Origin of the sequence: Clostridium sp. AM58-1XD (assembly GCF_003464085.1) — a bacterium.
Taxonomy (GTDB): Bacteria; Bacillota; Clostridia; order Lachnospirales; family Lachnospiraceae; genus Lachnoclostridium_A.
Window position 1 is genome coordinate 1 of record NZ_QSDR01000046.1, and the last position, 26,904, is coordinate 26,904.

Genomic DNA, 26,904 nt, shown 5'->3' on the forward strand with positions numbered 1-26,904 from the left:
AATCACCCAGTAGGGCCGGGAAGGCCCCTGAATTCCCCTGAGGACCCTGCAAGCCCTGCAGACCTTGTGGTCCGGCTGGTCCACGCTCTCCCGCCGGGCCGGGAAGGCCCCTGAATTCCCCTGAGGACCCTGCAAGCCCTGCAGACCTTGTGGTCCGGCTGGTCCACGCTCTCCCGCCGGGCCGGTCGGGCCTGCGGGCCCCTGAATCCCCTGGGGACCGGCGGCTCCCACTTGACCGGTCGGGCCCTGAGGGCCCTCGGGACCGGTGGGTCCGGCGATTCCCTGATATCCCTGAGGCCCAGGAGGTCCCTGAACTCCTCGTGGTCCGGCCGGACCCTGTTCTCCCCGAGGACCGGCCGGACCCTGAATTCCCTGTGGGCCAGGAGGTCCCTGACATACGCTGCAACAGCACGGGCACCCGCAGCCAACCGGCTTGCGGAGGTCATTTGCATTTCCTTCTCCGTATTGATTCATATCATACCTCTAAGATTTTCATGTTACTACTAAGGTATGACGTGCCCTTTCGTCTGGTGTTCCGCCACATGCCAATTTCCGTTCGCCTCAGCGACATAAATCCGTTCACGCGAGTGCGCCTGCCCGATCATGCGGGCCACGCTGTCCATAGCGAAGCGCTTTTTACTTTTCAGGAATCAAACGTTTTAACGCTTTATAAGAACAATGTCTTTCTTACCGCCGCAGGGCGACCCTGCCCGGAGGGCTTTTTTGTTACATTGGATAGTTCGGAGAACTTTCCTAGTGTAATAAAAAAACGCCCCGGCTTAAGAGGATAAATGACTCATGCCGGGGCTGTTCAGCCGAATGATCGAACCTCGTTCGGCCGTTTCTTTATATGCGATTTACTTCACAAGTTATTCTATTACCTGTATGACAGTCTGTCTTTACTTTCCTGTCATTTTAATATTCCTCAGTTCATCAAATACAACATCATTGAGTACCTTAATATATGTGCCCTTCATTCCTGATGAACGCGATTCAATTACGCCGGCACTCTCGAATTTCCTCAGCGCATTGACAATAACGGAACGGGTAATGCCTACACGGTCTGCAATCTTGCTCGCCACCAGAATTCCCTCGTTGCCATCCAATTCCTCGAAGATATGAGTGATTGCCTCCAATTCTGAGAAAGAGAGGGTGCTGATCGCTGATTTCACAATCTGTATTTTTCTCGTTTCTTCTGCATTCTCCTCATTGACGGAACGCATCATTTCAAGTCCGACTACCGTTGTGCCGTATTCGCAAAGAATGATGTCATCAATATCGTACTGGCTGTCGGCCTTGTATATAAATAGCGTTCCAAGACGTTCGCCTGCAATATCGATCGGTGTGATTATTGCCTGATATTTTTTAACGTTCTCCTCTGCAAAGCCTAGAGTTGCAAGATTCACATTTTCCTTGGTTGACAGAATATTTAAAAGGCGCTCATTCAGCATGGTGTCTACATAACCGCCGACCTGATCAGCAATCAGCTCTTCTATCTCTTCTACACCTTCCCAAATGCTGACTCCAAGGACTTTGCCTTTCTTGCTGATAACCAAGATATTGGACAGCAGAATTTCACTAAGAACCTTACAAATATCATTAAACACGACCTTATGCGAATTGTTGTTATGCAATAACTTATTAATTTTCCGGGTTTTATCCAACAATTGTACACTCATTTCCGAAACCTCCTCGCCTATTTATCATCATCGTACGAAATACAATTATACTTAAGGTTAGCATATCACGATTGTGCGTTAATAACAAGAGTTTTTCGAAAATTTTTGAATTTTTTAGAAATTTCCCAAAAAATATTCTATCTTAATTTAACAGGCCTTATTTTTCCTTGGATTCGCTCTCTTTTTTATTCATACTGTGGCCGCAGTGTTCGTTTGCGCACAGAAGTTTATTTCCTTTTTCCACCATATAGTGGCCGCATTCCGGACATTTCACCTCTGAAGGCTTCTGCCATGACATAAATTCGCATTCCGGATTATTTGAACATCCAAAATACTTTCTTCCTTTTTTCGTTTTCTTAATGACCACTTCCCCGTCACACAGAGGACATTTCATCCCGATCTTTTCAAGATACGGTTTCGTATTCTTGCATTCTGGGAATCCAGGACACGCCAGGAACTTTCCGTGTGGTCCATATTTAATAACCATGTTGCGTCCGCAAAGCTCGCAGATTTCATCCGTCACTTCATCTGCGATCGTAACGCTCTCCAGCTCTTTCTCGGCTTTTTCCACAGCTTCTTTCAAATCCGGATAAAAATTCCGTACAACAGTCTTCCACTGTACCGAACCATCACCGACCTTGTCGAGAAGGTATTCCAGATTGGCAGTAAATGCCGTATCTACAATACTAGGGAAGCTAAATTTCATCATCCGGTTTACCACCTCGCCGATCTCCGTCACATAGAGGTTTCTGTTCTCTTTTGCCACATAACGCCTGGCAATAATCGTGGTAATCGTAGGAGCATACGTACTCGGACGTCCGATTCCCTGTTCTTCAAGCGCCTTAACAAGAGAAGCCTCCGTATAGTGTGCCGGCGGCTGAGTAAAATGCTGGCTGGATTCCAGTTTTTCCAGCGCAAGCTCGTCGCCCTTCTCCAGACTTCCAAGCAATACGTTTGTCTCTTCCTTGTCGTCCTCCTGGACATAGACAGACATAAAGCCGTCAAAGGCCAGCTTTGAAGCAGCCAGTGTAAAAAAGTAATCTCCGGCTCCAATCTTTACCGATGTCGTCTCATATACGGCCGGCTGCATGCGGCTGGCTGTAAACCGTTTCCAGATCAGCTGATATAGCGGAACAGATCCCTGCTGAGAGATTCCTTAATAATAACGGGAGACAGTGTAATATCGGTAGGGCGAATGGCTTCATGGGCATCCTGAATCTTTACGCTGCTCTTCTTCGTCTTTTCCTCTCCTGCCACATACTGACTTCCGTAATTTGCAGCAATATATTCTTTTGCCGCCGCATCCGCTTCGTCAGCAACTCGCGTAGAATCCGTACGCAGGTAGGTGATAAGGCCGACTGTTCCATGCCCCTTTATATCCACGCCTTCATACAGCTGCTGAGCCAGACGCATGGTCTTCTGTGTGGAATAATTGAGAACTTTCGAAGCCTCCTGCTGAAGAGTACTCGTCGTAAAGGGAATCGGAGCCTTCTTTGTCCGTTCTCCCTTCTTAACATCCTCTACCACATATGAAGCGCCCTCAAGGCCCTTCAGAATCACTTCCAATTCTTCTTTATTATGAATTGCCAGTTTCTCAGCCCTGCTTCCATAGAACTTTGCCGTGAGCGGAGTTTTCTTTCCGCTGCACTTTAACTTTGCTTCCAGGTTCCAGTATTCATCCGGAATAAAAGCGTTGATTTCATCTTCCCTGTCGCAAATCATACGGAGAGCTACCGACTGAACACGGCCTGCACTCAGTCCTCTTTTTACCTTTTTCCACAAAATCGGGCTGATGCTGTATCCAACCATTCTGTCCAGAATTCTTCTTGTCTGCTGTGCATCGACAAGATTCATATCGATCTCCCGCGGGGACTTTAGGGAAGATTTCACCGCATTTTTCGTAATTTCATTAAAACTGATTCGATATACTTTCTTATCCTTGACTTCATCCAGTTTCAGCGCTTTCATTAAATGCCATGAAATCGCTTCCCCTTCTCGGTCAGGGTCAGTTGCCAGATATATTTTATCCGCTTTCTTCGCTTCTTTACGAAGTTTTGCCAGGATGTCTCCCTTGCCGCGTATTGTAATATATTTAGGTTCAAAATCATTTTCCGCATCGACTCCCATCTGGCTCTTTGGTAAATCTCTTACGTGTCCGTTCGATGCGTCTACTACATAATTGGATCCTAAAAATTTCTTAATTGTCTTTACCTTTGCCGGGGATTCCACAATTACTAAACAATTTGCCATTTTAACCTCTCACTTGCAGCTTTTTTTCATAGTACTGTCCGAACGCCTGGGTGACGTAGCCCTTTTTTTCCAATTCATAAAGAGCCCGCATACATTCTCCAACAGAAATCCCGCTTTCGGCTACAACCGCCTCCAAAGATTTTGGTTGTAAATCGAGGCAACTATACACCATTTTTTCAGTCTTTGCAAGTCCCTTTCCGTTTTTTTCATGAACTCTTAACATTTTATTGTGCTGAATCTGCAAATAATCCAGGATATCACCAGGGTCATTTACAACTCCAGCTCCATTCTGAATCAGGCGGTTGCAGCCTGCGCTCAGCTCGTCGGTTATGCGGCCAGGGACGGCAAAAACCTCTCTTCCCTGCTCTAACGCCAGCTCTGCCGTTATGAGAGAACCGCTCTTTTCTGCCGCTTCTACCACCAATACTGCGTCAGACAACCCGCTGATGATTCTGTTCCTCATGGGAAAATGACCGGCCGTCGGAGCCAGGCGGGGAATGTACTCCGAGATCAGCCCTCCGTTTTTCGGTATTTCCGTATATAGCTCATAGTGTTCTCTGGGATAGCAGATATCGATTCCGCAGCCTAAGACGGCATACGTCCCTTTTCCCGCTTTAAGCGCTCCCCGGTGTCCCGCCCCGTCAATTCCATATGCCATACCGCTGATAATCTGTACGCCGGATTCAGCCAGCGCCTCTGCAAATTCATGCGCAATCGCCCTTCCGTAATCGCTGCAGTTTCTTGCTCCGATCACCGCAACTGACGGCATATCGTCATTTGGAATCGCGCCTTTTACGAACAGCGCAGCCGGATAATTATAAATTTCCTTCAGCTTCTTCGGATATCCCTTTTCCCAAGCACTAATAAACTGTATTCCTCTGTCTCTCAGACTATGATATTCCTCCCTCATCTGCTGAAGATGATTTTTACGATCCATAATCTTTCGCAAAAGAGGGCGGCGGACAATACCTGCTGCGTTCCATTCCTTTTCTTCTATATTATAGGCGTTCTCCAGACTTCCAAATGTCTCTGCGATCTTTCTTATTGTAACCGCTCCAACACCATCTATGCTGCACAGCCAGTAGAGATATTCTTTTTCATTCATGATCCCCACTCCTTCCCCAATACTTCTCCTCCAGGCTTCTGTATCCCGCCGCTTCGCACAGATGAGACAGTCCGATTCTTTCTGTTCCATCCAGGTCTGCAATTGTCCTCGCTACTTTTAAAATCTTGTCGCAGCTCCTGGCACTCATCCTGAGCGCATAAAACTGTTCTTTCAGGAACGTTTCTTCCTCCTTCCCCAGCAAACAGTAATTCTGAATTTCCCTTCTCCTCATCTCACTGTTAAAATATATCCCTGTGCCTGTAAACCGCTCTCTCTGTATATTCCTTGCCGTTTCCACACGTTTTCTGATTTCCCCCGAGGATTCATTCCTGCGGCTCTGCCTTGCCATCTCATAAGTAACAGGTGCGGCCTCTACACAGATATCCAGCCTGTCTAATAAAGGACCGGATATTTTCGACAAATACTTTTTAATTTTATCCGGACTGCATCGGCACCGCCTTCGATCCGGAAAATAGCCGCAGGGGCACGGATTCATAGCTGCCGCGACCATTGTATCGGCAGGAAATTCCCACGATCCTCTCAGCCTGGATATGGTGATCTTCCGATCTTCCATGGGCTGCCTTAAAAGTTCCAGCACCTCGGACGAAAACTCCGGAAGCTCATCTAAAAACAACACTCCCCTGGAAGCCAGAGAAATCTCCCCTGGTTTCGGTACTCTTCCTCCTCCGGCCATAGCCTGGCGTGTAATCGAATGATGAGGACTGCGGAACGGCCTTGCGGTAAGCAGTGCCTCTCCTTTTGGCAGAAGGCCGCATACGCTGTATACCTTTGTAATTTCCATACTTTCCTCCCTGGAAAGCGGAGGCATAATCGATGGAATGCGCTTTGCAATCATGCTCTTGCCCGTTCCGGCCGGGCCTATGTATAGGATATTGTGCATACCTGAAACGGCTATTTCAGTCGCTCTTCTCATAACCGACTGGCCGTTGACCTCGGAAAAATCCTGAGGATAGTCACGTTCCCGCCAGCTCTGTTCCACTTCTGCCTCCTCCTGAATTGACTCCGGATGATTCAGCAGTTCCACCAGCTCTTTCAGGCAGGATACTCCGATGATCCGTATATTTCCTGCTGCCTTTGCCTCCTTTACATTTTCTTTTGGAAAAAAGCACACGGACAGACCTGCTTTACCTGCCGCCAAAGCCATGGATAAACTCCCGTGAATTTCCTTTACCTCTCCGTCCAGCCCCAGTTCACCGGCAATCACAACATCCTTCAAACGATCCTGCCGAATGGTGCCGAACGCCGCCAAAACTGCTACTGCAATTGGAAGATCATATGCTGTGCCGTCTTTTCTGATATCTGCTGGAGATAAATTTATAGTAATTTTACGCGCATTTAACTGAAAGCCCGAGTTTTTCAGCGCTGTCTGCACCCTGTCTCTGGCTTCTCTTACTTCTGCCGCCAGGTATCCGACCATTGAAAATCCAGGCAGTCCGTTGCCTACATCGGCCTCTACCCCTACCAGATATCCTTCAATGCCCATAATACCTGCACTATTCACTTTACTGAACAACGAATAATGCTCCTTTCTGCCGTAAGGCTCATGTAACAAATTATACTGGATTTTTGTACAGATACGTACATAAAAAGAAGTGAAATAGAGGGCCGCAGCGTGAAAATTCACAGTCTGCACCCTCACCTGAATGGAAAAATGCGCTGCGGCGGGTCGCTTCAGCGACATCATTCCTTACCGCCGCAGGGTAGATTACATGATCACGTGATCTTTCCTGTTATTATAACCGCTCCTGAAAAAACAATCAATCCTTACTTTTTATTTCCTATACGCTCATTGATCCACATGGAGATATCATGGTATACATGCTCTCTGTTTCTTTCATTGAGCAGTTCATGGCGGCATTCCGGATACAGACGGATATTGACATCAGTAAGCCCCAGCCTGCATAGCTTTCTGTATACACGGCGGACACCTCTTCCTCTGGCACCTACAGGGTCCTCCCTGCCCGACAGAATAAGAACCGGCAGATTCTTCGGAATTCTTTTAAGCCAGAAGCTGCTTTTTAAATCCAGCATCGTTTTAAAGAAATCCTTATATGCCTGGCAAGTAAAGTGAAAACTGCACATCGGGTCTTCCTGATATTCCCTGACCTTCTTCTCGTCACTTGTCAGCCAGTCACTTGGACAGCCTACTGGCTTGAACTTTCTGTCGAAATCTCCAAGCACGAGATTATGCAGAAAATAGCTGCGGTAACGCCATCCTTTCCACCTTCCGATCACTCCTACTGCCGCCCTTCCGGCCAGAAGGATAAACAGCGGCTCGTCCCCCGTGCCCATAAGGATCGCCCCGTCCGCCTCATCTCCATATACCGTCAAATATTTTCTGAGAAAAAATGATCCCATACTGTGTCCCAAAAAGATGTATGGAAGGTTCGGATAGATTCTTCCGGCGGCTCTCCGGACGCGGTGTATATCACGGACCATAAAAACGTCCCCTGACTTCTCCGCAAAAAAGCCATAATCTTCCCTTCTGCTGGTCTTCCCATGCCCAAGGTGGTCATGTCCCACAACGGCAATTCCCTGAGCAGCCATCGTTCTTGCAAATTCATCGTATCTTCCGATGTGTTCAATCATACCATGAGAAATCTGAAGGACAGCACGCACCTCTCCATGAGGTTTCCACATGATTACGTGCAGTTCTGACCTTCCATCGCTGGATGGCAGGCCGCAATCCGTCCTTACTACTTTCTGCTTTTCATTCTCACCATTCATATCTTATACACCTCAATTGAATTACTGGAATTCTGTCATATACTCCCTGTAGCGCAGCGGAAGAAAATTCCTCTGGCATACAGGATTCGTCCGTTCTTTTACGGCTATACTATGAAAGAAGCTTTTCCACAAATCCTCGTAGATATCCTTCTCTGAGGCTTTTTTTATTTTTTCTTTCCACTGGCTTCCTTCCGTCCTCACCACCATCCAGCCTTTTCCCGCCTGATGAACTGCCGCCTTTTCCCTGTTCTCGTCGTACAGAATCCAGTTTTCACCGGAAAGCCTGTCGGAAAAATGTCTTGCCAGAAGGATCAGAACGTCGTTTTTCGGCCCGATCGTGCTCACCAGAATACCGCCTTCCATCTGTGAAAAGCGGACGAATCCTTTCAGAAGGTGCGCCTCATTCCTCAGATGGCGGCACATCTCAAATACATCGAAAACAGCTGGAATCTGCAGCATGTCCACAATCCCGGCTTTATAATGAAATCCATAAATCAGGAAACGATAAATCTTATCGGCGCGGTCGCTTTTCATGCTCAGAGACGCTTCATATACTACGGCATACGCTTCTTCCGATATCCGTTCCCTAATGGCCCTGGTCACTTTCTCTGCCTTTTCTTTCGTCACCTCTGCCTTCCTGTATTCACAGAAAAGCTCCGGCTGCCATGACTTCTCCGATTCCAGTCTGACCTGGCTGTGACCAAGACGGCTCATCCAGACATCGTAAACGCCGCACAAAATCTCTTCAAATTCTTCTCCGCACAAATACACCGTCATCGGTCCCATCCTTTCCTACATGCTTCCAAGGGCAGCCATATGGTAATCGTCCGCCGCTGGGGGAACGGTCATATGGTAATCGTCAAACAGAGACAGCTGGCGGTAGATATCATGATGCTCCATATCCCAGACCTTCCTCCTCTCATCTCCAATCAGGTGGGATGTAATTACATCCTGGTCAATCCTGACCGGAAACATCATGCGCCCGCCGCATGTAATAAAATAAGCTGCACGTTTCAGTACGACTCCCATCTTCTTCAGATCACCAAAATCCAGAGAGGAACTCTTTCTTGCTGCGATGATTCTCCTGACGGACTTCACACCCATCCCTGGTACGCGGAGCAATGTATAATAGTCGGCCGAATTCACCTCTATGGGAAAATGTTCCAGATGAGAGACGGCCCAGTCGCACTTGGGGTCCAGAAGTACGTTAAAATTCGGTTTCTTTTCAGAAAGCAGTTCTCCTGCCTGAAATCCATAATACCGCAGCAGCCAGTCGGCCTGATACAGACGATGCTCCCGAAGAAGGGGCGGACCGCCAGGCAGGGCAGGTAGAAGGCTGTCGTCATTCACCCTGACAAAAGCGGAATAGAACACTCTCTTCAGCCCATAATTTTTATAAAGCGCCTCCGCTACTGAAATCATCTGATAGTCGTTCTCCGGAGTAGCTCCGACGATCATCTGAGTGCTCTGACCTGCCGGCACAAAGGACGGATTCCTCCTGTAAAGCATAAGCTCGTGACGGCCTGCTTCGATTCCCCTCTGAATCTGACGCATGGGCGCCAAAATCTTCTCTCTTGTCTTTGCCGGAGCCAGCGTTCTCAGCCCGTCTGCAGTGGGGAGCTCCAGATTCACGCTCATTCGGTCCGCAAGGAGGCCTGCCTTGTGGATAAGGGCCGGATCTGCTCCTGGAATCGCCTTTACATGAATATATCCCCTGAACTGGTACTCGTGGCGCAGTTTCCAAAGAGCCTGACAGATCAATTCCATCGTATAGTCAGGACTGTATAAAATTCCGGAACTCAAAAAAAGGCCTTCAATATAATTACGCCTGTAAAATTCCATCGTCAGAGTACATACCTCTTCCGGCGTAAACGCTGTCCGGACCACATCATTAGAACAGCGGTTAATGCAGTACCTGCAATCATGAATGCACTGGTTCGTAAAGAGAATTTTAAGAAGCGAAATGCATCGGCCGTCAGCCGCAAAGCTGTGGCAGATTCCACATGCCGTCGCATTGCCGGTCGTTCCCGTCTTCCCTCTTCTGTCCACGCCGCTGGAGGTGCAGGCCACATCGTACTTGGCTGCATCCGATAAAATCTCCAGTTTTTCTTTTATACTCAGTTGTTCCTGTATTAACATCAATCATCACCTGCCATCATCAGAACGTTTGTTCTATTTCATACTACCACACATGTATTCTGTCCGCAAGTGTTTTTTTCGAAAATATGTTCGATGTTAATAAGTCTTCGAAAGACCGGATTTATTCTTCAGCCGTTCCACAAGCCACTTAAGGGGGCTAGTCAGTTCTTTTTCCCTGTGCCAGGCAATACTGATCTCGTTAAAAATCTCAAGGCCTTCCACATGAATCTTTTTCAGCTCTCCCGCCTCTTCTTCCCTCTTTACGAGAATATCCGGCAGCAGAGCGATACCGAAACCGCTTCTGGCCGCCTGGATCAGCGCCTGAGAATTCACACTTTCCATTGCCGGCACAGCTTCAAAACCTGCCGCGGCCATGGCATAATCGAACGAGTCTCTGATTGCGCTCCCCTTTTCTCGTAAAAGCAGCCTGCTCTCAGAGAGTTCTCCCGTCGTCATGCTGCACTTTTTTCCCATCTCAGGGACGGCAAAAGCCGATATGTGGTAACCGGAAAATACGACATACTCTAGCTGGCGGCTCTTCACCTTCCCCTCCAGAAGCCCCACATCCGCCTGGCAGTCCAGCAGCTTCTGTTCCACGTCTGAGGTACGTTCCACCTCGATTTTAACAGGAGTATTCTTCCATCGTTCTGAAAAATCCCTCAATAGTTCCGGCAGCCAGAAATTAGCTGCGGTAATCGCCGTACCAATGGTCACCGGACTGAATTCCTCTGATTCAGAGAATCCTTCAGACAGCTCTTCAAATAATTCAAGAAGCTGTTTTGTCTTTCCCAAAAACCGTTTTCCTGTCTCATTGAGGTAAAGGCGCCTGGAAATCCTGTCAAACAGCCGGCACCCTGTTTCCTCCTCCAGTTCAGCAATCACATGGGATACGGCCGGCTGAGTCATGTAAAGCTTTTCAGCCGCCCTGGTCACGTTTTTTTCCGTGCATACGACTTCAAATATCTGAAGCTGCCGTATATTCATTGTTCTCCTCCTGACCCATTTCTGCTTTCATCAATTTCATTACTAACAACTTATGTTTTCTATAAAATAATAACATTTTACTCATTATCTTTCAAGGTTTATAATAAAAGAAACAGTTATTCAGAAAGGATTCCGACGATGAATGCAAAAACTTCTTTTTCCGGCCTTTTATGGCTCTTTAAAATCAATCTCTTTATCAGTGCGTTTACCTTTGGCGGCGGCTATGTCGTCATCCCCATGATACGTAAATATTTTGTTCTTGAGAAATCATATTTTTCAGAGGATGAACTGCTCGACATGGCCTCTGTCGCCCAGTCCTCGCCCGGCGCAATTGCCATTAATCTGGCCGTACTTGCCGGCTACCGGACTTTTGGATTTCCCGGAGCGGTCGTAAGCGGGATTTCATCCGTACTGCCCCCTCTTGTAATTCTGGGAGCCGTTTCTTCCTGCTATCACGTATTTACATCATTTCCTCTAGTTCTGGCTCTTCTGCGGGGCATGGAAGCCTCTGTGGGCGCTTTGATCGTAGATGTGGTTCTGGACATGGGGCAGACACTGGTAAATGAAAAGCAGCCGTTTTTTACGCTGATCGCGCCGGCTGCCTTTTTCGCTAACTTTTTCTTTCATATTCCCGTTATGTATATTCTTTTTGCAAGTATTGTCCTCTGCCTGGGCAAAGTATATATCTCACGGAAGCAAACGGAGGTCTCACAATGATCTGGCTCACACTTTTAACCAGTTTTCTTCATATTGGATTCTTCAGTATTGGAGGCGGCTATGCAACCATTCCTCTGATAAAGGAACAGGTCGTCGATTTCCATCACTGGCTCACCATCCAGGAATTTACCGATATTATCACAATCTCTCAGATGACGCCCGGGCTCTGGCAGTCAACACCTCCACGTTTACCGGCCTGCGTATCATGGGAATCCCCGGTGCCGTGCTGGCCACATTCGGATGTACGATATCCGGCTTTGTAATCTCTCTCTGCCTGTACCTCTTTTTCTCAAAATACAGCGGCGTATCCAGCGTTTCTTCCGCACTGAAAGGCCTGAGAGCGGCATCCATCGGCCTGATCGCGGCTTCTGCAGGTACAATCCTGACTATGGCGCTCACCGGGGGAATACAGCTGTTTTCTTTCTGGATCCCCATTGACTTAAAAGCTGTCCTGCTCTTTGCCGCTTCTCTGTTTCTCCTGCGGAAAATCCATATGAATCCAATTCTTGTCATGGCTGCAAGCGGCGCGGCCGGCGCAGTTCTGTACGGCGGCCTGTTCTAAATTGGTCTGCCCGCCGTCCCATATGGATCTATAAAACAAACCGGTCTCTTCCGCCTTCTTTGGCGCGGTACAGCTTTTCATCAGCCCGGCGGACCATATTATAATAGAGAGACTGATCCGGATTTTCATAATACTCCCCTCCAACGCTGATGGAAAGCTTCATATCCGGCAAATCGGGAAAACGAATTTCCCGTACCCCTTTTACGATTGCTTCCAGCTTCTCAGAAAAACGTTCCTTTGTCACATCATTATAAAGAATGATAAATTCATCGCCGCCATGACGGATGACGCAGTCTCCGTTGGCGCTCTTACAGTTGTCCTGCTATGACTGATCTTAACTTGACATCCCTTTTTGTCCTCCATATAACTTTAAAAATGCCGTCTGAAAGTCAAGTCGAAGCTCAACTTCCAGACGGCACTTTTCATACTGCATACCGCTACCTGCTGCTCTTATCAAATTCCGTCCTCATCTTTTCAATGGCCTTCTTTTCTATTCGGCTCACATAAGAACGGGATATTCCCAGTTTTTTCGCGATCTCCCGCTGTGTCTCTTCCTTTCTGCCGAACAGGCCGTAACGCATGCTGATTACCTGCTTTTCATTGTCTTTCAGGCAGTTTTCATATGCCTCGTATAATTCCTTTACATCCTGGGTCAGAATGATGGAGTCCAGAACTTCCTTGTTCTCCATCTCAATTACGTCTACCAGGCTGACCGTCTCACCGTCCTTATCGACACCGATCGGTTCAAACAGCGACACTTCCCTGGAATATTTCTTGCTGCTGCGCAGAAGCATGAGAATCTCATTCTCCACGCATTTGGCCGCATAAGTCGCCAGCCTGGAACCTTTATCCACACGAAACGTATTTACCGCCTTAATGAGGCCTATGGTTCCAACAGACAGCAGATCTTCCATTTCATAATCCGTTCCCTGATATTTCTTCACCACATGCGCCACAAGGCGCATATTTCTCTCGATAAGCACGTCCCTTGCCGACTGGTCACCCTCTTTGCAGCGTTCCAGATATTCTCTCTCTTCACCTGCAGTCAACGGTTTTGGAAAAGTCTTCAAAGAAAGCCACCTTTAAGCTATTTAATTCATCTTATGCCCGGGACAAAATGAAAGTGCTTTTCCATGGAAGAGGAATTTTATCTGTTTTTTCGCGCCTCCAGTTTTTCTCTGATAATTTTCTGTGCGGACTGGGGATTGGCTTTTCCCTTCATCTCTTTCATAAGCCGTCCAACGAAAAAGCCCATAACCTTGTCTTTCCCGTTTAAATATTCTTCTACTGAATTTGGATTTGCTATAATCAGCTTCTCAGCTGCCTCAGCCAGAAGGCTGTCGTCGTTTACGGCTGTCAGATTGTGTTCCTCCATGTATGCCAGAGGTTCCACATCCTCATCGAATATTTTCTCAAAGATCGCTTTCGCCGTCCTGTCGTTCACCTTTCCTTCCTCTGCAGCCCTGATCAGATCAGCCAGATGTTCTGGAGTGAAGTCCACCTGGCCCGGTTCCCTGTTCCGTTCTTTTAAAAGTCTCATGGTCTCTCCCATAATCCAGTTAGCTGCTTTTTTTGCGTTGCCGCAGAATTCTGCCGTCTCCTCAAATATGTCCGCCAGATTTCTAAAACCTGTGATAACGAGGGCATCCTCTTCCCTCAGCCATATTCCTTCTGAAATCTGGCGGCCCGCTCTCTTCTTAGTTCCGGCTGCATGGACCGGATTCTGCCGATCCATTCGTCGCTGACGACTACAGGCGGCAGGTCCGGGTCCGGAAAATACCGGTAGTCCTTCGCATCCTCTTTCGAGCGCATGGCATGAGAAGACTCTTTGTTATCGTCCCATCTCCTCGTTTCCTGGACGACGGTTCTGCCTTCCTCCAGCAATTCGATCTGGCGTTCCCGCTCTCCTTCTATTGCATGGGAAATGGCTTTAAAGGAATTCAGATTCTTCATTTCCGTCCTGGTGCCGAGCGCTGCGCTCCCAGACTCTCTTACCGACAGGTTGACATCGGCTCTCATGGATCCTTCCTGCAGGCGGCAATCCGATACGCCAGATACTGAATTGTGGTTCTCAGCGTTTCCAGAAATGTAAGGACCTCTTCCTCATTCCTCATATCCGGTTCCGTTACGATTTCTATAAGGGGTACGCCGCTTCTGTTATAGTCCACAAGGGAACAGTCTTCCCATTCGTCATGGATCAGCTTGCCGGCGTCTTCCTCCATGTGTATTTCATGGATCCTCACCCTTTTCTTACCGGAAGAAGTTTCAATTTCGATCCACCCGTCATGGCAGATCGGGAGGTAAAGCTGGGAAATCTGATAGTTCTGAGGATTATCCGGATAAAAATAGTTTTTTCTGTCAAATTTGCACCGCCGGTTAACACTGCAGTTCATAGCCAGGCCCGCTGCCAGGGCAAATTCCACAACCTTTTTATTAAGCACGGGCAAAGCTCCCGGCATCCCGGTACAGACGGGGCATGTATGGGTATTCGGCGCTGCGCCGAAGGCGGTAGAACAGCCACAGAAAATCTTTGTCCTAGTAGCCAATTCCACATGAACTTCCAGCCCGATCACTGTCTCATACTGTTTCATCCCTGTTTTACCTCCTTTTCATAAGCCATCTCCCATTTTCCTCTGAGCAGTTCGTAATTATAAGCGGCGCGGATGATCTTCTTTTCCCCAAAGCTGTCCCCGATCAGCTGAAGGCCGACGGGAAGACCTTTCGAATCCATGCCGCAGGGGACGCTCAGAGCCGGAAGGCCAGCCAGGTTGACGGCGACCGTATAGATATCTCCCAGGTACATCTGAAGGGGATCTTTCAGGCTCTCACCCAGTTTTGGAGCCGTCGAAGGCGCTGTCGGACCCAGGATCACATCGTACTTCTCAAACGCGTGGTCAAAGGATTGTTTGATCATGCCCTTTACCTTGAGCGCTTTCAGGTAATAGGCGTCATAATACCCGGAACTCAACACAAATGATCCCAGCATGATCCTTCTCTTTACTTCTTCTCCAAATCCTTCCGAACGGCTCCTTTTATACATACCATGAAGGCCCTCGTATTCGGCCGCCCGATAACCGTATTTTACTCCGTCAAACCGCTCCAGATTGGAACTGGCCTCAGCGGAAGCGATGACATAATATGCAGGAATCGCGTAATCGGCCAGACCCAGATCAAAGAATTCCACGCTGGCGCCTGCCATGGAAAACAGTCTCATGGCCTCGACCATGGCCTCCTTCACTTCCTTTTCCAGCCCTGCCGCCAGATATTCTTTCGGAACGCCGATTTTCATGCCTGCAATGCTGTCCGTAAGGGCTTCTGTAAAATCGGTGTCTCCGCGCTTTATGGATGTGCTGTCCTTTTCGTCATAAGATGCGATTACCTCCAGGACCGCCGCACAGTCGGATACATTTTTTCCGATCGGTCCGATCTGATCCAGAGACGATCCGTACGCAATCAGCCCGAACCGCGAAACCGTTCCGTAAGTCGGTTTCAATCCCGTTACGCCGCAGTATGAAGAAGGCTGCCTGATCGACCCTCCTGTATCGGATCCCAGAGCAAAAAAGGCTTCTCCGCAGGCGACCGCAGCACAGGAACCGCCGGAAGAGCCTCCCGGTACATGGTTCAGATTCCATGGATTTTTTGTAGCACCGAATGATGACGTCTCCGTCGTACTTCCCATGGCAAACTCATCCATGTTCGTCTTGCCGATCAGTATGGCTCCTGACGCCTCCAGCCGTTTAACGGCTTCTGCTTCATAGGCGGGAATAAAATTTTCCAGGATTCTTGAAGAGCAGGTCGTCCTGATCCCTTTTGTGCAGATGTTATCCTTAACGGCAACCGGCACGCCGGCCAGCGGCCCGCGGTATCTGCCTTCTCGGATTCCGGATTCCACTTCCCTTATTCTGCCCTTTAATCCTGTATCCTGAATCGTCACAAAAGCATTCATCTGTTTTTCCTTCTTTTTGATCTGATCCGTACAAGATTTTACAGCTTCCCGCACGCCGATTTCTCCTGATTTTATTTTCTTTCCCAGCTGGACAGCCGACAATTCCATAATATCCATATCAAGTCCTCCTTTTCCCGCTTTTTTCATTCTACTGTCTTCGGAACCACATACTGTCCGTCCTCGTTTTCGGCGCATTGGCAAGCATCTCCTCGCGCCGTTCTTCATTTGTCACCTCGTCCTCGCGGAACACATTGCAGAGTGGAAATACGTGGGTCATCGGCTCCTCGCTTTCCGTATCCAGCTCGTTCAGCTTGTCGATATAGTCCAGCATCTTCTCCATGTCCTGTGCTGCCTTTTCCTTTTCTGATTCAGTCAGCTCCAGCTGCGCCAGAATTCCTATATATTCCATCATTTCATCATTCAATTTTCCCTGCATAACGTCCTCCTTATGGTCTCAGTCTGTTCATATCTCTTGGGAAAAGAGAGGCTTCTCTCACGTTTTCTTCTCCCAGCAGATTCATTGTCAGTCTCTCTAGGCCGATTCCCAGACCCCCGTGAGGCGGCATGCCGTACTTAAACGCATCCAGGTACGTTTCCAGCCCTTCTTCCGTCATGCCCTTTGCGGCAATCTTTTCCATCAGCTTTGAATATTCGTGGATTCTCTGTCCCCCTGTCGTAATCTCCATCCCGTGGAGCAGCAGGTCGAAGCTCAGGGTATATCGGGTATCTTCCGGATCATCCATAGCATAGAACGGTCTTTTCTTCGATGGGTAATGGGTGATGAATACGAAATCCGCGCCGTATTCTTCTTTAAAATATTTTCCGATCAGCTGCTCTTCCTCCGGCTCCAGATCGAAAGGCGTCCGGATGTTCCTGCCGTATGTTTCCGATACCAGTTTTTTCGCTTCATCAAACCGGACGGCCGGAATTTTATCTGTCCTCGGCAGTGTAACCTTTAATATATCCAGTTCCTTTTTATAATCTCTGTTCAAAAGCTCCATGATATGCCGGAGAGCGCCGGTCTCCATAGCCATAATATCTTCAAAACTGTCGATATAGCCCATCTCAAAATCCAGGCTGACATATTCATTCAGATGGCGTTTCGTATTGTGTTTTTCTGCCCGGAATACCGGACCGGTCTCAAATACACGATCGAATACGCCTACCATGATCTGTTTATATAACTGAGGGCTCTGCGCCAGAACGGCCGGCTTATGGAAGTAACTGAGTTTGAATATGTTTGCTCCCCCTTCTGCGCTTTTGGCGCCGATCTTCGGCGTATGGATTTCCGTAAATTCTCTGGTATAGAGAAAGTCCCTGAACCCTCTTACAATTCCTTCCTGTATCTTGAATCGAGCTCTCTCCCTCACATTTCTCAGGGACAGCGGCCGCATATCCAGCCTCGCTTCCAGAGATGCATTCAGCTTCCATTTATCAACCGCTAAAGGAAGCGGCTCGTTTGGTTCGGAAAGGATTTCTGCCTTCAGAAGCCTGATTTCCAGGCCGTGAGGCGCCCGCGCTTCTTTTTTCAGGATTCCTTCTGCTCTGACCGCCGCCCCCTCTCTGATGGAACGGATATCAGCCTCCCCTTTTCCTTCCTCATAAACCGTCTGAACGAGTCCGTCGCGCCTTCTTATGATGACAAATGAGATTTCTCCCATACGGCGGATGCTGTGTATCATGCCTGCTGTGCAGACAGTTGATCCTTCCTCACAGCAGGCCAGCTCTGCAATTCCCAAATCCTTCCGTTCTCTTTCCCCTGTTAAATACTTCATCATGTTTCCTCCTGGTTTATACCTCTTCGACTGGGATACTCCGGAACTTATTGAAAACAAAAATCCCGTCCCGGAAGTATCCATAACAACAGATATTTCCGGGACGGGATTGCTCCCGCGGTACCACCCGCGATTGTACACACAGCCATTCGGCCTGTTCTGCACCACTCTCATCTATTTAACGCATAAGTTACGTTCTGCCCTACTGATCCGTTCAGGCAGACAGCTCCGGAGTGTTCCCATTCCTTCCTTTCACCTGCCGGGCTCTCAATCGGTGGCGCCGGCTCCCTGTCTGGCTAGTTGGCAAGGCGAGTCTCCTTCTCAGCTTTTCTAACAGTTACGATTTTCCTGCAATTAAACTACAAATTTTTAATTCTGTCAAGAGCTTTTTGAGTATTTTCATAATTTCCAAAAGCTGTCAGACGAAAATACCCTTCTCCGGCCGGGCCAAATCCTGATCCCGGCGTTCCTACAACATGAGCCTTTTCCAGAAGCTCGTCAAAGAATTCCCATGAAGTCATTCCTCCCGGAGTCTTCATCCAGATATACGGAGAATTCACGCCTCCGTATGCCGTAAAGCCTGCTTCTGTCAGTCCTTTAAGAATCATTCCGGCATTCCTCATGTAATAATCGATCTGGCTCTGTATCTGCCGCTCTCCTTCCGGGCTGTAAACGGCTTCTCCTGCTTTCTGGATGATATACGGCGCCCCATTGTATTTTGTACACTGCCTCCTGTTCCATAAATCCCTCAGAGATACGCCTCCCCGTTTCAGTGCCTTTGGAACCACAGTGTAAGCCAGCCTCATCCCGGTAAATCCCGCCTTCTTCGAATAGCTTCTAAGCTCTATGGCGCATTCTTTTGCTCCGCTGCATTCATAAATACTGTGAGGAACAGATGGGTCTGTAATATAAGCTTCATATGCTGCGTCATAAATGATGACGGAGCCGTTTTTATTCGCATAGTCCACCCATTCCTGAAGCGCTTTTCTTGTGATTGCTTCTCCTGTCGGATTATTCGGGAAGCACAGGTAAATCACGTCTGGTGTTTCTTTTGGAAATTCCGGTACAAATCCATTTTCTTCCGTACATGGCATATAAATCAGGCCTTCGTATCTTCCCGTTTCCGTATGGAAGCTTCCGCTCCTCCCGGCCATGATATTGCTGTCCACATAGACCGGATAGACTGGATCGCAAACGGCAATCCTGCTGTCTTTACCGAACAGTTCCTGGGTGTTTCCGGAATCACATTTCGCACCGTCGGAAATAAATATTTCTTCCGGCTCTATGGAACATCCCCTTGCTTTAAAATCCTTTTCAGAAATGATATTTCTCAGGAAATCATACCCCTGTTCCGGGGCGTATCCGTGAAATGTTTCGGCATTTCCCATCTCTCTACAGCCCGGTGAAGGGCTTCGATCACTGCCGGTGCGAGAGGCTGCGTCACATCTCCGATCCCCAGTCGGATCACGTCCGCATCCCGGTTTTCCAGCTGGTAAGCGTTTACCTTTTTTGCTATGGTGCTGAAAAGATAGCTGCCCTGCAGTTTTAAATAGTTGTCATTTATCTCAAACATGTCTGTTGTCTCCTTTTTTTCTTATCCTTCGCCGGCCAGCAAAAGTCGAATCATTTCGGCCGTCTCTGAAAAAGTTCTGCCTGTGTCCATGCTCTGCTTCTGAAGATAGCGATGCGCCTCTTCTTCCGACAGGTGATTCCGTTCCATCAGAAGGTGCTTGGCATCTTCTATGATTTTCTGCTCTTTTGCACTCCTGTGCTGGGCCTTTATAGCCCTCGTCTTCCGGCATCTGTGCTTTCCGGCTTCCATCATCCGAATGGTGCTGACCAGATCGTATGCATGAACGGGCGTTTCCACTGCCATGGTCCCTGGCGGACTGCTCTCAATAACCTGGCCGGAAGCAATGAGAAGCAGTTCCGCATAGGCTGGCAGGTACCTCTTAAGCTCCGTAAAATGCATATCTGTAAGTCGGTACCCGCAGATGACGAGCCATGCGCCGGTACTGTTCACTTCCTGAAGGGCTTTCGCCCCGGTGCTGCATACGGTCATGCCCTCAAATCCATACCTTATCAGGACATCCTGTATGCGTTTTCCGATTTCCACTTTTGAAAATACAATGATTATTCGGCTCATCCCGTGTCTCCTGCTGCCTCCCGAACGGTTTCATCACTCTATATCCTGTAAAGGTACTCCGAGACCTCCCATTCCGTTACCTTTGAAGCATAGGCGCGTCACTCTTTTTGTTTTGCCGCGCAGTACGCGCTGCAGAAATCGTTTCCCAGAATCCGCTGAACAAATGAATCTACCCGGAAGGCTTCCATCGCCTTGTGAAGATTGTCGGGAAATATGTCAAAAGATCCTTCCATATCTTTCGGCTCTGTTTTATGGCGGATTCCATCCAGACCGGCAGCCAGGCGCAAGGCTGCCGTCACATAAGGATCAGAGGCTGTATTTTCCCCTGCCGGGGCCTCCACAAAAGGATGCGGAAGGTATCCAGATCCGGTTTCAGAAAAATCGCCTCTCCCACAGGGTATGATTCTCGATCTCCATTTCCCGACAGCGCAAAGGGTTCGTCGAAATTTCTTTGTTCCTTCCAGATTACAGATTCGTGTATCCCATCAGCGATTCATCTACGGCTCTGGCCGCTTCCCGACCTTCTCTGATCGCCCATACGACGAGCGACTGACCGCGTCTCATATCGCCTGCCGCAAAGACTTTATCCACATTTGTTTTGTATGTTTTATCGTCCGCTGCCGCATTCGTCCGCCCGTTTAACGCGACTCCAAATGCATCAGCCGTACATTTCTGCGCCCCTAGAAAACCGGCTGCAATGAAAACCAGGTCTGCGGCGACGGTCTTTTCGGAACCTTCTACGGGAACCATTTGGATCCGTCCCGTTTTCGTCCTTTTCCGGTCTCAGTGAAACAGTTTTTGCTCCGCAGACATTTCCTTCTTTATCTGATATGAAACCGGTAACCGTCGTCTGGTATATTCTGGGATCGCGGCCGAATACAGCTGTCGATTCCTCCTGACCATAATCTGTTTTCAGAATTCTGGGCCATTGCGGCCATGGATTATTCTCCGTCCGTTTCTCCGGTGGTTTCGGCATCATTTCCAACTGGACTACGCTCTTAGCTCCCAGGCGGATGGATGTCCCGACGCAGTCGTTCCCTGTATCGCCGCCTCCGATGACGAGTACGTTCTTATCTTTTGCATCGATGTATTTTTTATCCTTCATATTCGAATCCAAAAGGCTTTTTGTTACGGAAGACAGAAAATCAACCGCGAAATAAATTCCTTTTGCCTCTCTTCCTGGCGCCTTGATGTCCCTTGGGTTAGACGCTCCGCAGGCGAGGATTATGCTGTCATATTCCTTAAGCAGCTTATCTGCCTTTGTCTTTGTGGAAATGTCTGTTCCCGTCATAAATCTCACGCCCTCTTCTTCCATCAACCGGATTCTTCTGTCAATAATGGATTTATCCAGCTTCATGTTGGGAATTCCATACCTTAAAAGGCCGCCAATTCTATCGCTTCTTTCAAAAACAGTCACCATATGGCCTCTTCTGTTCAGCTGCATAGCTGCGGCGAGTCCGCTCGGTCCGCTGCCGACAACGGCCACCCTTTTTCCCGTCCTCACCTTTGGCGGTTTCGCCTGGACAAATCCTTCCAGGAAAGCGTTTTCTATAATTGCACACTCATTTTCCTTCGTGGTAACCGGATCGCCGTCTAAGCCGCATGTACATGCAGCTTCACAGAGGGCCGGACACACTCTGCCTGTAAACTCCGGAAAACAGTTCGTCTTCGCCAGCCGTTCATATGCCTGGCGCCAGTTACCCATATAAACGAGATCGTTGAACTCCGGAACCAAGTTATTCAGAGGGCAGCCGGAGACCATGCCTCCGATCATCATTCCGGACTGGCAGAAAGGGACTCCGCACGCCATGCATCTGGCTCCCTGAAGCTGCTGTTTTTCTCTTGTAAGCGGCAGATGGAATTCATTAAAATTGGAAATTCTCTGTTCAGGCGGAAAAATACTCCCTGTTTCCCTCTGATATTCTAAGAATCCTGTGGCTTTTCCCATAATCCTTGATCCTCCTGTCTTTTGCTTCCCGTACTGATATAAAACGCCTCGATTTGGGCTTCACCGCCGCTCAGTCCCTTTTCCTCCAGCTGTGTGGAAAGAAGCAGCATCTTCTTATAATCGTTCGGTATAATCTTTTTGAACTTCGGAAGGTATCCGCCGAAATCATCAAGAATTCGCCCTCCTTTTTCCGATCCCGTCGCTTTTACATGTGCTTCAATCATATCCTTCAATTCTTTCTCGTCATATTTTGTATCTACCTTCTCAATGGAAACCATCTCTTTATTCATATGACGGTAAAGCCTGTTGTCCTCATCCAGCACATAGGCGATTCCTCCGCTCATACCGGCTGCAAAATTATTTCCGACAGGTCCCAGGATAACAGCCCTGCCCCCTGTCATATACTCACATCCGTGATCGCCCACGCCTTCTACTACTGCCCGAGCCCCAGAATTGCGGACGCAGAAACGTTCTCCCGCGACGCCGTTAATAAAGGCTTCTCCACCGGTAGCTCCATACAGCGCTACATTGCCTATGATGATATTTTCTTCGGCAGGCCTCATAAAACCGTCCGGCGGGCATACGGCCAGTTTGCCTCCGGAAAGCCCTTTACCGAAGTAATCGTTGCTGTCCCCTTTTAATTTGAGGGTCAATCCGGTAGGGATGAACGCTCCGAAGCTCTGTCCTCCCGCGCCTTCACACTCTATAGTAATCGTATCGTCTGGCAGCCCGTTCTTATGGCATCTGGTGATCTCGGAGCCAAGAATTGTACCGAATGCCCGGTCCATATTGCCGGTCCGCACGCGAATCGTTTTCCGTTCTCCTTTTTCTACGGCGTCTTTTAACTTTTTCAACAAAACCTTTTCATCCAGCGTATTCTCCAGCTTGAAATCATATGCTTTTTTCGCATTAAACGTAACTTTGCCGCCCGCCTTGGGGTGAAAGAGGATCTGGGTAAAATCCAATTTTCCAGCCCTCGGGTCTTCCGTTTTCCTCACCTTTAACAGATCGGTCCTTCCCACCATTTCATCGATCGTGCGGATTCCTAGACGAGCCATGTACTCCCTCATTTCCTGAGCTATGAAATACATAAAATTCATCACATATTCCGGTTTCCCCTTAAATCTCTTCCGCAGTTCCGGATTCTGGGTAGCGATTCCCATCGGGCACGTATCCAGATTGCACACTCTCATCATGACACATCCCAACGCGACAAGAGGAGCTGTCGCAAATCCATATTCCTCCGCTCCCAGTAAAGTTGCGATTACCACGTCCCGTCCGCTCATCAGCTTACCGTCTGCTTCGATCATAACCCGTTCTCTCAGGCCGTTTTTAATCAGCGTCTGGTGGGTTTCCGCCACGCCAAGTTCCCACGGCAGGCCTGCGTTGTGAATGGAACTTCCCGGCGCTGCCCCCGTTCCGCCGTCATATCCGGAAATCAGAATGACTTGAGCGCCGGCTTTGGCAACGCCGGCCGCTACGGTGCCTACTCCGGTTTCCGATACCAGCTTCACGGAAATCCTGGCATATTTATTGGCGTTTTTCAGATCGTAGATCAGCTGCGCCAAATCTTCGATGGAATAAATATCGTGATGAGGCGGCGGGGAAATCAGGCTCACGCCCGGGGTCGAATGCCTCGTCCTGGCAATCCACGGATAGACCTTGCCTGCCGGAAGGTGGCCTCCTTCGCCCGGTTTTGCCCCCTGCGCCATCTTAATCTGTATTTCTTTCGCAGATACAAGATACCGGCTGGTGACTCCGAACCTTCCGGACGCCACCTGTTTGATCGCCGAACACCTGCTGTTCTCTGTCCCTTCCGAATCCAGCCGTTCTTCGCTCTCTCCGCCTTCGCCTGTATTGGATTTTCCATGGATACTGTTCATGGCGGCGGCCAGAGCTTCATGAGCTTCTTCAGAAATGGAGCCGTAGGACATGGCTCCCGTCTTAAACCGTTTTACGATGGATTCCACCTTCTCCACCTCATCGATGGAAATTCCCTGGTCGGGATAGTCGAATTCCAGCAACGTCCTTAAATTTCCGCATTCTTCTTTGTCCGCCAACGCCGTATATTCCTTGAACATCCCGTAATCCCCCGTCCTGGCGGACTGCTGGAGCAGATGGATGGTCTGCGGATTATAGCGGTGCGCTTCTCCCTGACTCCTCATTTTGTGGCTTCCCATACTGGTAAACGTAAAATCCACATCGAGCCCCAGGGGATCGAAGGCGCCTGAATGGATCTCATCCACTTCCTTCGCTATGTCATCCAGCGTGATCCCTCCCACCCTGCTGACTGTATTCGTAAAATACTGATCTATTACATCTTCAGAAATTCCGACCGCTTCGAATATCTGTGATCCCTGATAAGATTGAATCGCGGAAATTCCCATTTTAGACGCTATTTTGACGATTCCATGAAGAACGGCGCAGTCATAATCATCCACAGCCGCGTAATAGTCCTTATCCAGCATCCGGTTCTCGATCAGCTCCCGGATCGTATCATGAGCCAGGTAAGGGTTGACCGCACACGCGCCATATCCCAGCAGGACTGCGTAATGATGGACATCTCTCGGCTCTCCCGATTCCAGTATAATCGCCATGGATGTGCGTTTCTTCGTCTTCACCAGATGCTGATGCACAGCGGAAACCGCCAGTAGAGAAGGCATCGGCACATGATTTTCATCCACTCCCCTGTCGGAGAGAACCAGTATATTGGCTCCGTCCCGGTAAACTTTATCCACCTCCACGAACAGGTGGTCCAAAGCCCGTTTTAGCTTCATACTCTTATAATATATGATCGGAACAACGGCGACCCGGAAACCTTTCACTTTCATATTCTTTATCTTAAGCATATCCGTATTCGTAAGAATTGGATGATTGATCTTCAGAACCTGGCAGTTCTCCGGTTTTTCCTGAAGTAGATTGCCCTCTTTTCCCACATAGACGGTAGTGCTTGTAACAATTTCCTCACGGATGGCGTCGATCGGAGGATTTGTCACCTGAGCAAACAGCTGCTTGAAATAATTGAACAGCGGCTGGTGTTTTTTTGAAAGGACTGCCAACGGCGTATCCACCCCCATCGCGCTGATTCCCTCTGCGCCGTTAAGCGCCATATCCCTTACGGATGTCCTGTATTCTTCATACGTATATCCAAAGGCCTTCTGCATTCTGGAAAGAGGTTCTCCGCTGTATTCTTCCACTCCTTTATTTGGGATTTTGATATCGGCCAGGGAAATCAGGCTGCTGTCCAGCCATTCGCCGTATGGCTGTTTCTTCGCATAAAAATCTTTCAGCTCTTCGTCGTTCCAGATGCGTCCTTCCTTCGTATCCACAAGGAGCATCTTGCCCGGATGAAGGCGTTCCTTCAGCAGAATCCGTTCTGCCGGAATATCCAGGACGCCTACTTCGGAAGACAGAATCATGTATCCGTCGTCTGTAATATAGTATCTGGATGGTCTCAGTCCGTTTCTGTCCAGAACGGCGCCCATAACGTCTCCATCGGAAAAGAGAATGGACGCAGGGCCATCCCATGGCTCCATCATCGTGGCATAATATTGATAGAAGTCTCTTTTATCCTGGCTCATGGCTTTATTGTTCGCCCATGGTTCAGGAATTGTCACCATAACGGCCAGAGGAAGATCCATGCCGTTCATAACCATGAATTCCAAAGCGTTATCCAGCATGGCTGAATCCGATCCTTTTGCATTGATTACAGGCAATATTTTGTGAAGCTCATTCTTGAGGCACGGAGAATCCATCGTCTCTTCTCTGGCCAACATTTTATCTGCGTTTCCGCGGATCGTATTGATCTCTCCGTTATGAACGATAAACCGGTTTGGATGGGCCCTGTCCCAGCTCGGCTCCGTATTGGTACTGAACCTGGAATGGACGATGGCGATTGCCGATTCATACGCCTGATCCTGAAGATCCAGGAAGAATGTGCGCAGCTGCCCTACAAGAAACATTCCTTTATATACGATAGTGCGGCTGGAAAGTGAAACGACATATGTATCGTCGTTGCTCTGTTCAAAGACGCGGCGTACAATGAAAAGCCTCCTGTCAAAGTCCAGGCCAGTCTCCACGCCTTCCGGTTTTTTCACAAACGCCTGCATGATATACGGCATGCACTCCCTCGCCTTATGCCCCAGTACTTCCGGAACAGTGGGAACCGATCTCCAGCCCAGAAACTCCATTCCTTCCTTTTCTATAATTACCTCAAACATTTTCTTCGCCTGGCTTCGTTTTAATTCATTTTGAGGGAAAAAGAACATTCCAGCCCCATATTCCCCTTCTGAGCCTAAAAAGACGCCGAGGTCACGACAGACTCTGGAGAAGAAACCATGCGATATCTGCAATAGGATTCCTACTCCGTCTCCTGTCTTTCCCTCGGCGTCTTTGCCGGCCCTGTGTTCCAGGTTTTCTACTATTTTTAAAGCGTTCTCCACCGTCCGATGGCTTTTCTTTCCTTTTATGTTTACCACTGCGCCGATTCCGCAGTTGTCATGTTCAAATTCCGTCCGGTACAGCCCAGTCTCGGAGCCTTGTATATCCGGGATTTTTTTTCTCATAGAGACCTCCTCTTTCTTTACCTTATTTCCTGAACGCAGCAGCAAGCCGGTTCGTTCTGCTCCACCGCTTTTTATCCAATTCTATGTATTAATTATCTTATGTAATAATTATCTATAGAAAACATGTCCCTTAAAAAGCGAAAAAAGTGCCGAAACAACAGGCTCCTTTGCCCTCATTTCTTGCACTTTTGCAGAATTTTGCAGTTCCGCGCTTTCACGGCGCGTCACTATTTTTTATTGCGCTCGGCCCTCGCTCCATAAAAACGCGCGGGAACCGCCTTGACCTTATGGTCAAGCCGTAGCAAATAGTTCCGCGCTTTCACGGCGCGTCACTATTTTT

General features: G+C 48.6%; 14 protein-coding genes and 8 pseudogenes. 2 read left to right on the forward strand and 20 right to left on the reverse strand.

Annotated elements, in window-relative coordinates:
* From DXA13_RS20795 to DXA13_RS19215, 9 genes and pseudogenes are all read right to left on the reverse strand, one after another.
* Positions 1-474: pseudogene (locus tag DXA13_RS20795) on the reverse strand (hypothetical protein); the annotation flags it as partial.
* A gap of 425 nt (positions 475-899) precedes the next feature.
* Positions 900-1,679: a GTP-sensing pleiotropic transcriptional regulator CodY gene (gene codY / locus DXA13_RS19180; protein WP_118246632.1), complete on the reverse strand. Its 780-nt coding sequence runs from the start codon at positions 1,677-1,679 to the stop codon at positions 900-902.
* A 157-nt stretch (positions 1,680-1,836) separates the two neighbouring features.
* A pseudogene (gene topA, locus DXA13_RS19185) lies at positions 1,837-3,929 on the reverse strand (type I DNA topoisomerase).
* A gap of 1 nt (position 3,930) precedes the next feature.
* Positions 3,931-5,034, reverse strand: a complete 1,104-nt coding sequence (dprA, locus tag DXA13_RS19190) for a DNA-processing protein DprA (protein ID WP_118246633.1) — start codon at positions 5,032-5,034, stop codon at positions 3,931-3,933.
* Positions 5,027-6,568, reverse strand: coding sequence for a YifB family Mg chelatase-like AAA ATPase (locus tag DXA13_RS19195; RefSeq protein WP_118246645.1), 1,542 nt, complete (start codon positions 6,566-6,568; stop codon positions 5,027-5,029). The genes dprA and DXA13_RS19195 overlap by 8 nt, the downstream gene beginning before the upstream one ends.
* Positions 6,569-6,819: 251 nt before the next feature.
* The gene (locus DXA13_RS19200; RefSeq protein ID WP_118246634.1) at positions 6,820-7,782 is read right to left on the reverse strand and encodes an alpha/beta fold hydrolase; all 963 of its coding nucleotides are present in this window, start codon (positions 7,780-7,782) and stop codon (positions 6,820-6,822) included.
* 21 nt (positions 7,783-7,803) lie between these two features.
* On the reverse strand, positions 7,804-8,559 hold the full coding sequence (locus DXA13_RS19205; protein WP_118246635.1) for a TIGR03915 family putative DNA repair protein: 756 nt from the start codon (positions 8,557-8,559) through the stop codon (positions 7,804-7,806).
* A 15-nt stretch (positions 8,560-8,574) separates the two neighbouring features.
* Entirely contained in the window at positions 8,575-9,921 is a 1,347-nt protein-coding gene (locus DXA13_RS19210; RefSeq protein ID WP_118246636.1) for a putative DNA modification/repair radical SAM protein, read from the reverse strand.
* Positions 9,922-10,017: 96 nt separating this feature from the next.
* Positions 10,018-10,905 carry a LysR family transcriptional regulator gene (locus tag DXA13_RS19215; RefSeq protein ID WP_118246637.1) on the reverse strand — a complete coding sequence of 296 codons (888 nt, stop codon included), beginning with the start codon at positions 10,903-10,905 and terminating at the stop codon, positions 10,018-10,020.
* 138 nt (positions 10,906-11,043) lie between these two features.
* Here DXA13_RS19215 and DXA13_RS19220 point away from each other — a divergent pair, with 138 nt between their 5' ends.
* The gene (locus DXA13_RS19220) at positions 11,044-11,622 is read left to right on the forward strand and encodes a chromate transporter (RefSeq protein WP_118246638.1); all 579 of its coding nucleotides are present in this window, start codon (positions 11,044-11,046) and stop codon (positions 11,620-11,622) included.
* A pseudogene (locus DXA13_RS19225) lies at positions 11,619-12,184 on the forward strand (chromate transporter). Before DXA13_RS19220 ends, DXA13_RS19225 begins: the two are co-directional and overlap by 4 nt.
* A 28-nt stretch (positions 12,185-12,212) precedes the next feature.
* Here the strand turns inward: DXA13_RS19225 and DXA13_RS19230 are convergent.
* The 11 genes and pseudogenes from DXA13_RS19230 to gltB form a co-directional block, all read right to left on the reverse strand.
* Positions 12,213-12,473 (reverse strand): annotated as a pseudogene (locus DXA13_RS19230) (diguanylate cyclase); the annotation flags it as partial.
* A 148-nt stretch (positions 12,474-12,621) separates the two neighbouring features.
* On the reverse strand, positions 12,622-13,254 hold the full coding sequence (gene sigK / locus DXA13_RS19235; RefSeq protein WP_118246640.1) for an RNA polymerase sporulation sigma factor SigK: 633 nt from the start codon (positions 13,252-13,254) through the stop codon (positions 12,622-12,624).
* A 77-nt stretch (positions 13,255-13,331) separates the two neighbouring features.
* Positions 13,332-14,775 (reverse strand): annotated as a pseudogene (gatB, locus tag DXA13_RS19240) (Asp-tRNA(Asn)/Glu-tRNA(Gln) amidotransferase subunit GatB).
* Entirely contained in the window at positions 14,772-16,247 is a 1,476-nt protein-coding gene (gatA, locus tag DXA13_RS19245) for an Asp-tRNA(Asn)/Glu-tRNA(Gln) amidotransferase subunit GatA (RefSeq protein WP_118246646.1), read from the reverse strand. The pseudogene gatB and the gene gatA overlap by 4 nt, the downstream one beginning before the upstream one ends.
* A gap of 26 nt (positions 16,248-16,273) precedes the next feature.
* Positions 16,274-16,566: pseudogene (gene gatC / locus DXA13_RS19250) on the reverse strand (Asp-tRNA(Asn)/Glu-tRNA(Gln) amidotransferase subunit GatC).
* 10 nt (positions 16,567-16,576) lie between these two features.
* Positions 16,577-17,905 carry an aspartate--tRNA(Asn) ligase gene (gene aspS / locus DXA13_RS19255; RefSeq protein WP_118246641.1) on the reverse strand — a complete coding sequence of 443 codons (1,329 nt, stop codon included), beginning with the start codon at positions 17,903-17,905 and terminating at the stop codon, positions 16,577-16,579.
* 359 nt (positions 17,906-18,264) lie between these two features.
* Positions 18,265-19,478, reverse strand: a pseudogene (locus tag DXA13_RS19260) (LL-diaminopimelate aminotransferase).
* 21 nt (positions 19,479-19,499) lie between these two features.
* Positions 19,500-20,051, reverse strand: a complete 552-nt coding sequence (locus DXA13_RS19265; RefSeq protein WP_118246642.1) for an ANTAR domain-containing protein — start codon at positions 20,049-20,051, stop codon at positions 19,500-19,502.
* Positions 20,052-20,149: 98 nt separating this feature from the next.
* Positions 20,150-20,392, reverse strand: coding sequence for a hypothetical protein (locus DXA13_RS21155; RefSeq protein WP_181995751.1), 243 nt, complete (start codon positions 20,390-20,392; stop codon positions 20,150-20,152).
* 124 nt (positions 20,393-20,516) lie between these two features.
* Positions 20,517-21,999: pseudogene (locus tag DXA13_RS19275) on the reverse strand (glutamate synthase subunit beta).
* Positions 21,975-26,564: a glutamate synthase large subunit gene (gene gltB, locus DXA13_RS19280; RefSeq protein ID WP_118246644.1), complete on the reverse strand. Its 4,590-nt coding sequence runs from the start codon at positions 26,562-26,564 to the stop codon at positions 21,975-21,977. Before gltB ends, DXA13_RS19275 begins: the two are co-directional and overlap by 25 nt.
* Between the last annotated feature and the right edge of the window lie 340 nt (positions 26,565-26,904).

Bases quoted from the DNA above. Each gene is read 5' to 3' on its own strand.
- DXA13_RS19200 (WP_118246634.1), bottom strand. From the start codon at position 7,782: ATGAATGGTGAGAATGAAAAGCAGAAAGTAGTAAGGACGGATTGCGGC.
- DXA13_RS19265 (WP_118246642.1), bottom strand. From the start codon at position 20,051: ATGAGCCGAATAATCATTGTATTTTCAAAAGTGGAAATCGGAAAACGC.
- codY (WP_118246632.1), bottom strand. From the start codon at position 1,679: ATGAGTGTACAATTGTTGGATAAAACCCGGAAAATTAATAAGTTATTG.
- dprA (WP_118246633.1), bottom strand. From the start codon at position 5,034: ATGAATGAAAAAGAATATCTCTACTGGCTGTGCAGCATAGATGGTGTT.
- DXA13_RS19210 (WP_118246636.1), bottom strand. From the start codon at position 9,921: ATGTTAATACAGGAACAACTGAGTATAAAAGAAAAACTGGAGATTTTA.
- gltB (WP_118246644.1), bottom strand. From the start codon at position 26,564: ATGAGAAAAAAAATCCCGGATATACAAGGCTCCGAGACTGGGCTGTAC.
- DXA13_RS19205 (WP_118246635.1), bottom strand. From the start codon at position 8,559: ATGACGGTGTATTTGTGCGGAGAAGAATTTGAAGAGATTTTGTGCGGC.
- gatA (WP_118246646.1), bottom strand. From the start codon at position 16,247: ATGGATATTATGGAATTGTCGGCTGTCCAGCTGGGAAAGAAAATAAAA.
- DXA13_RS19215 (WP_118246637.1), bottom strand. From the start codon at position 10,905: ATGAATATACGGCAGCTTCAGATATTTGAAGTCGTATGCACGGAAAAA.
- DXA13_RS19220 (WP_118246638.1), top strand. From the start codon at position 11,044: ATGAATGCAAAAACTTCTTTTTCCGGCCTTTTATGGCTCTTTAAAATC.
- aspS (WP_118246641.1), bottom strand. From the start codon at position 17,905: ATGAAGTATTTAACAGGGGAAAGAGAACGGAAGGATTTGGGAATTGCA.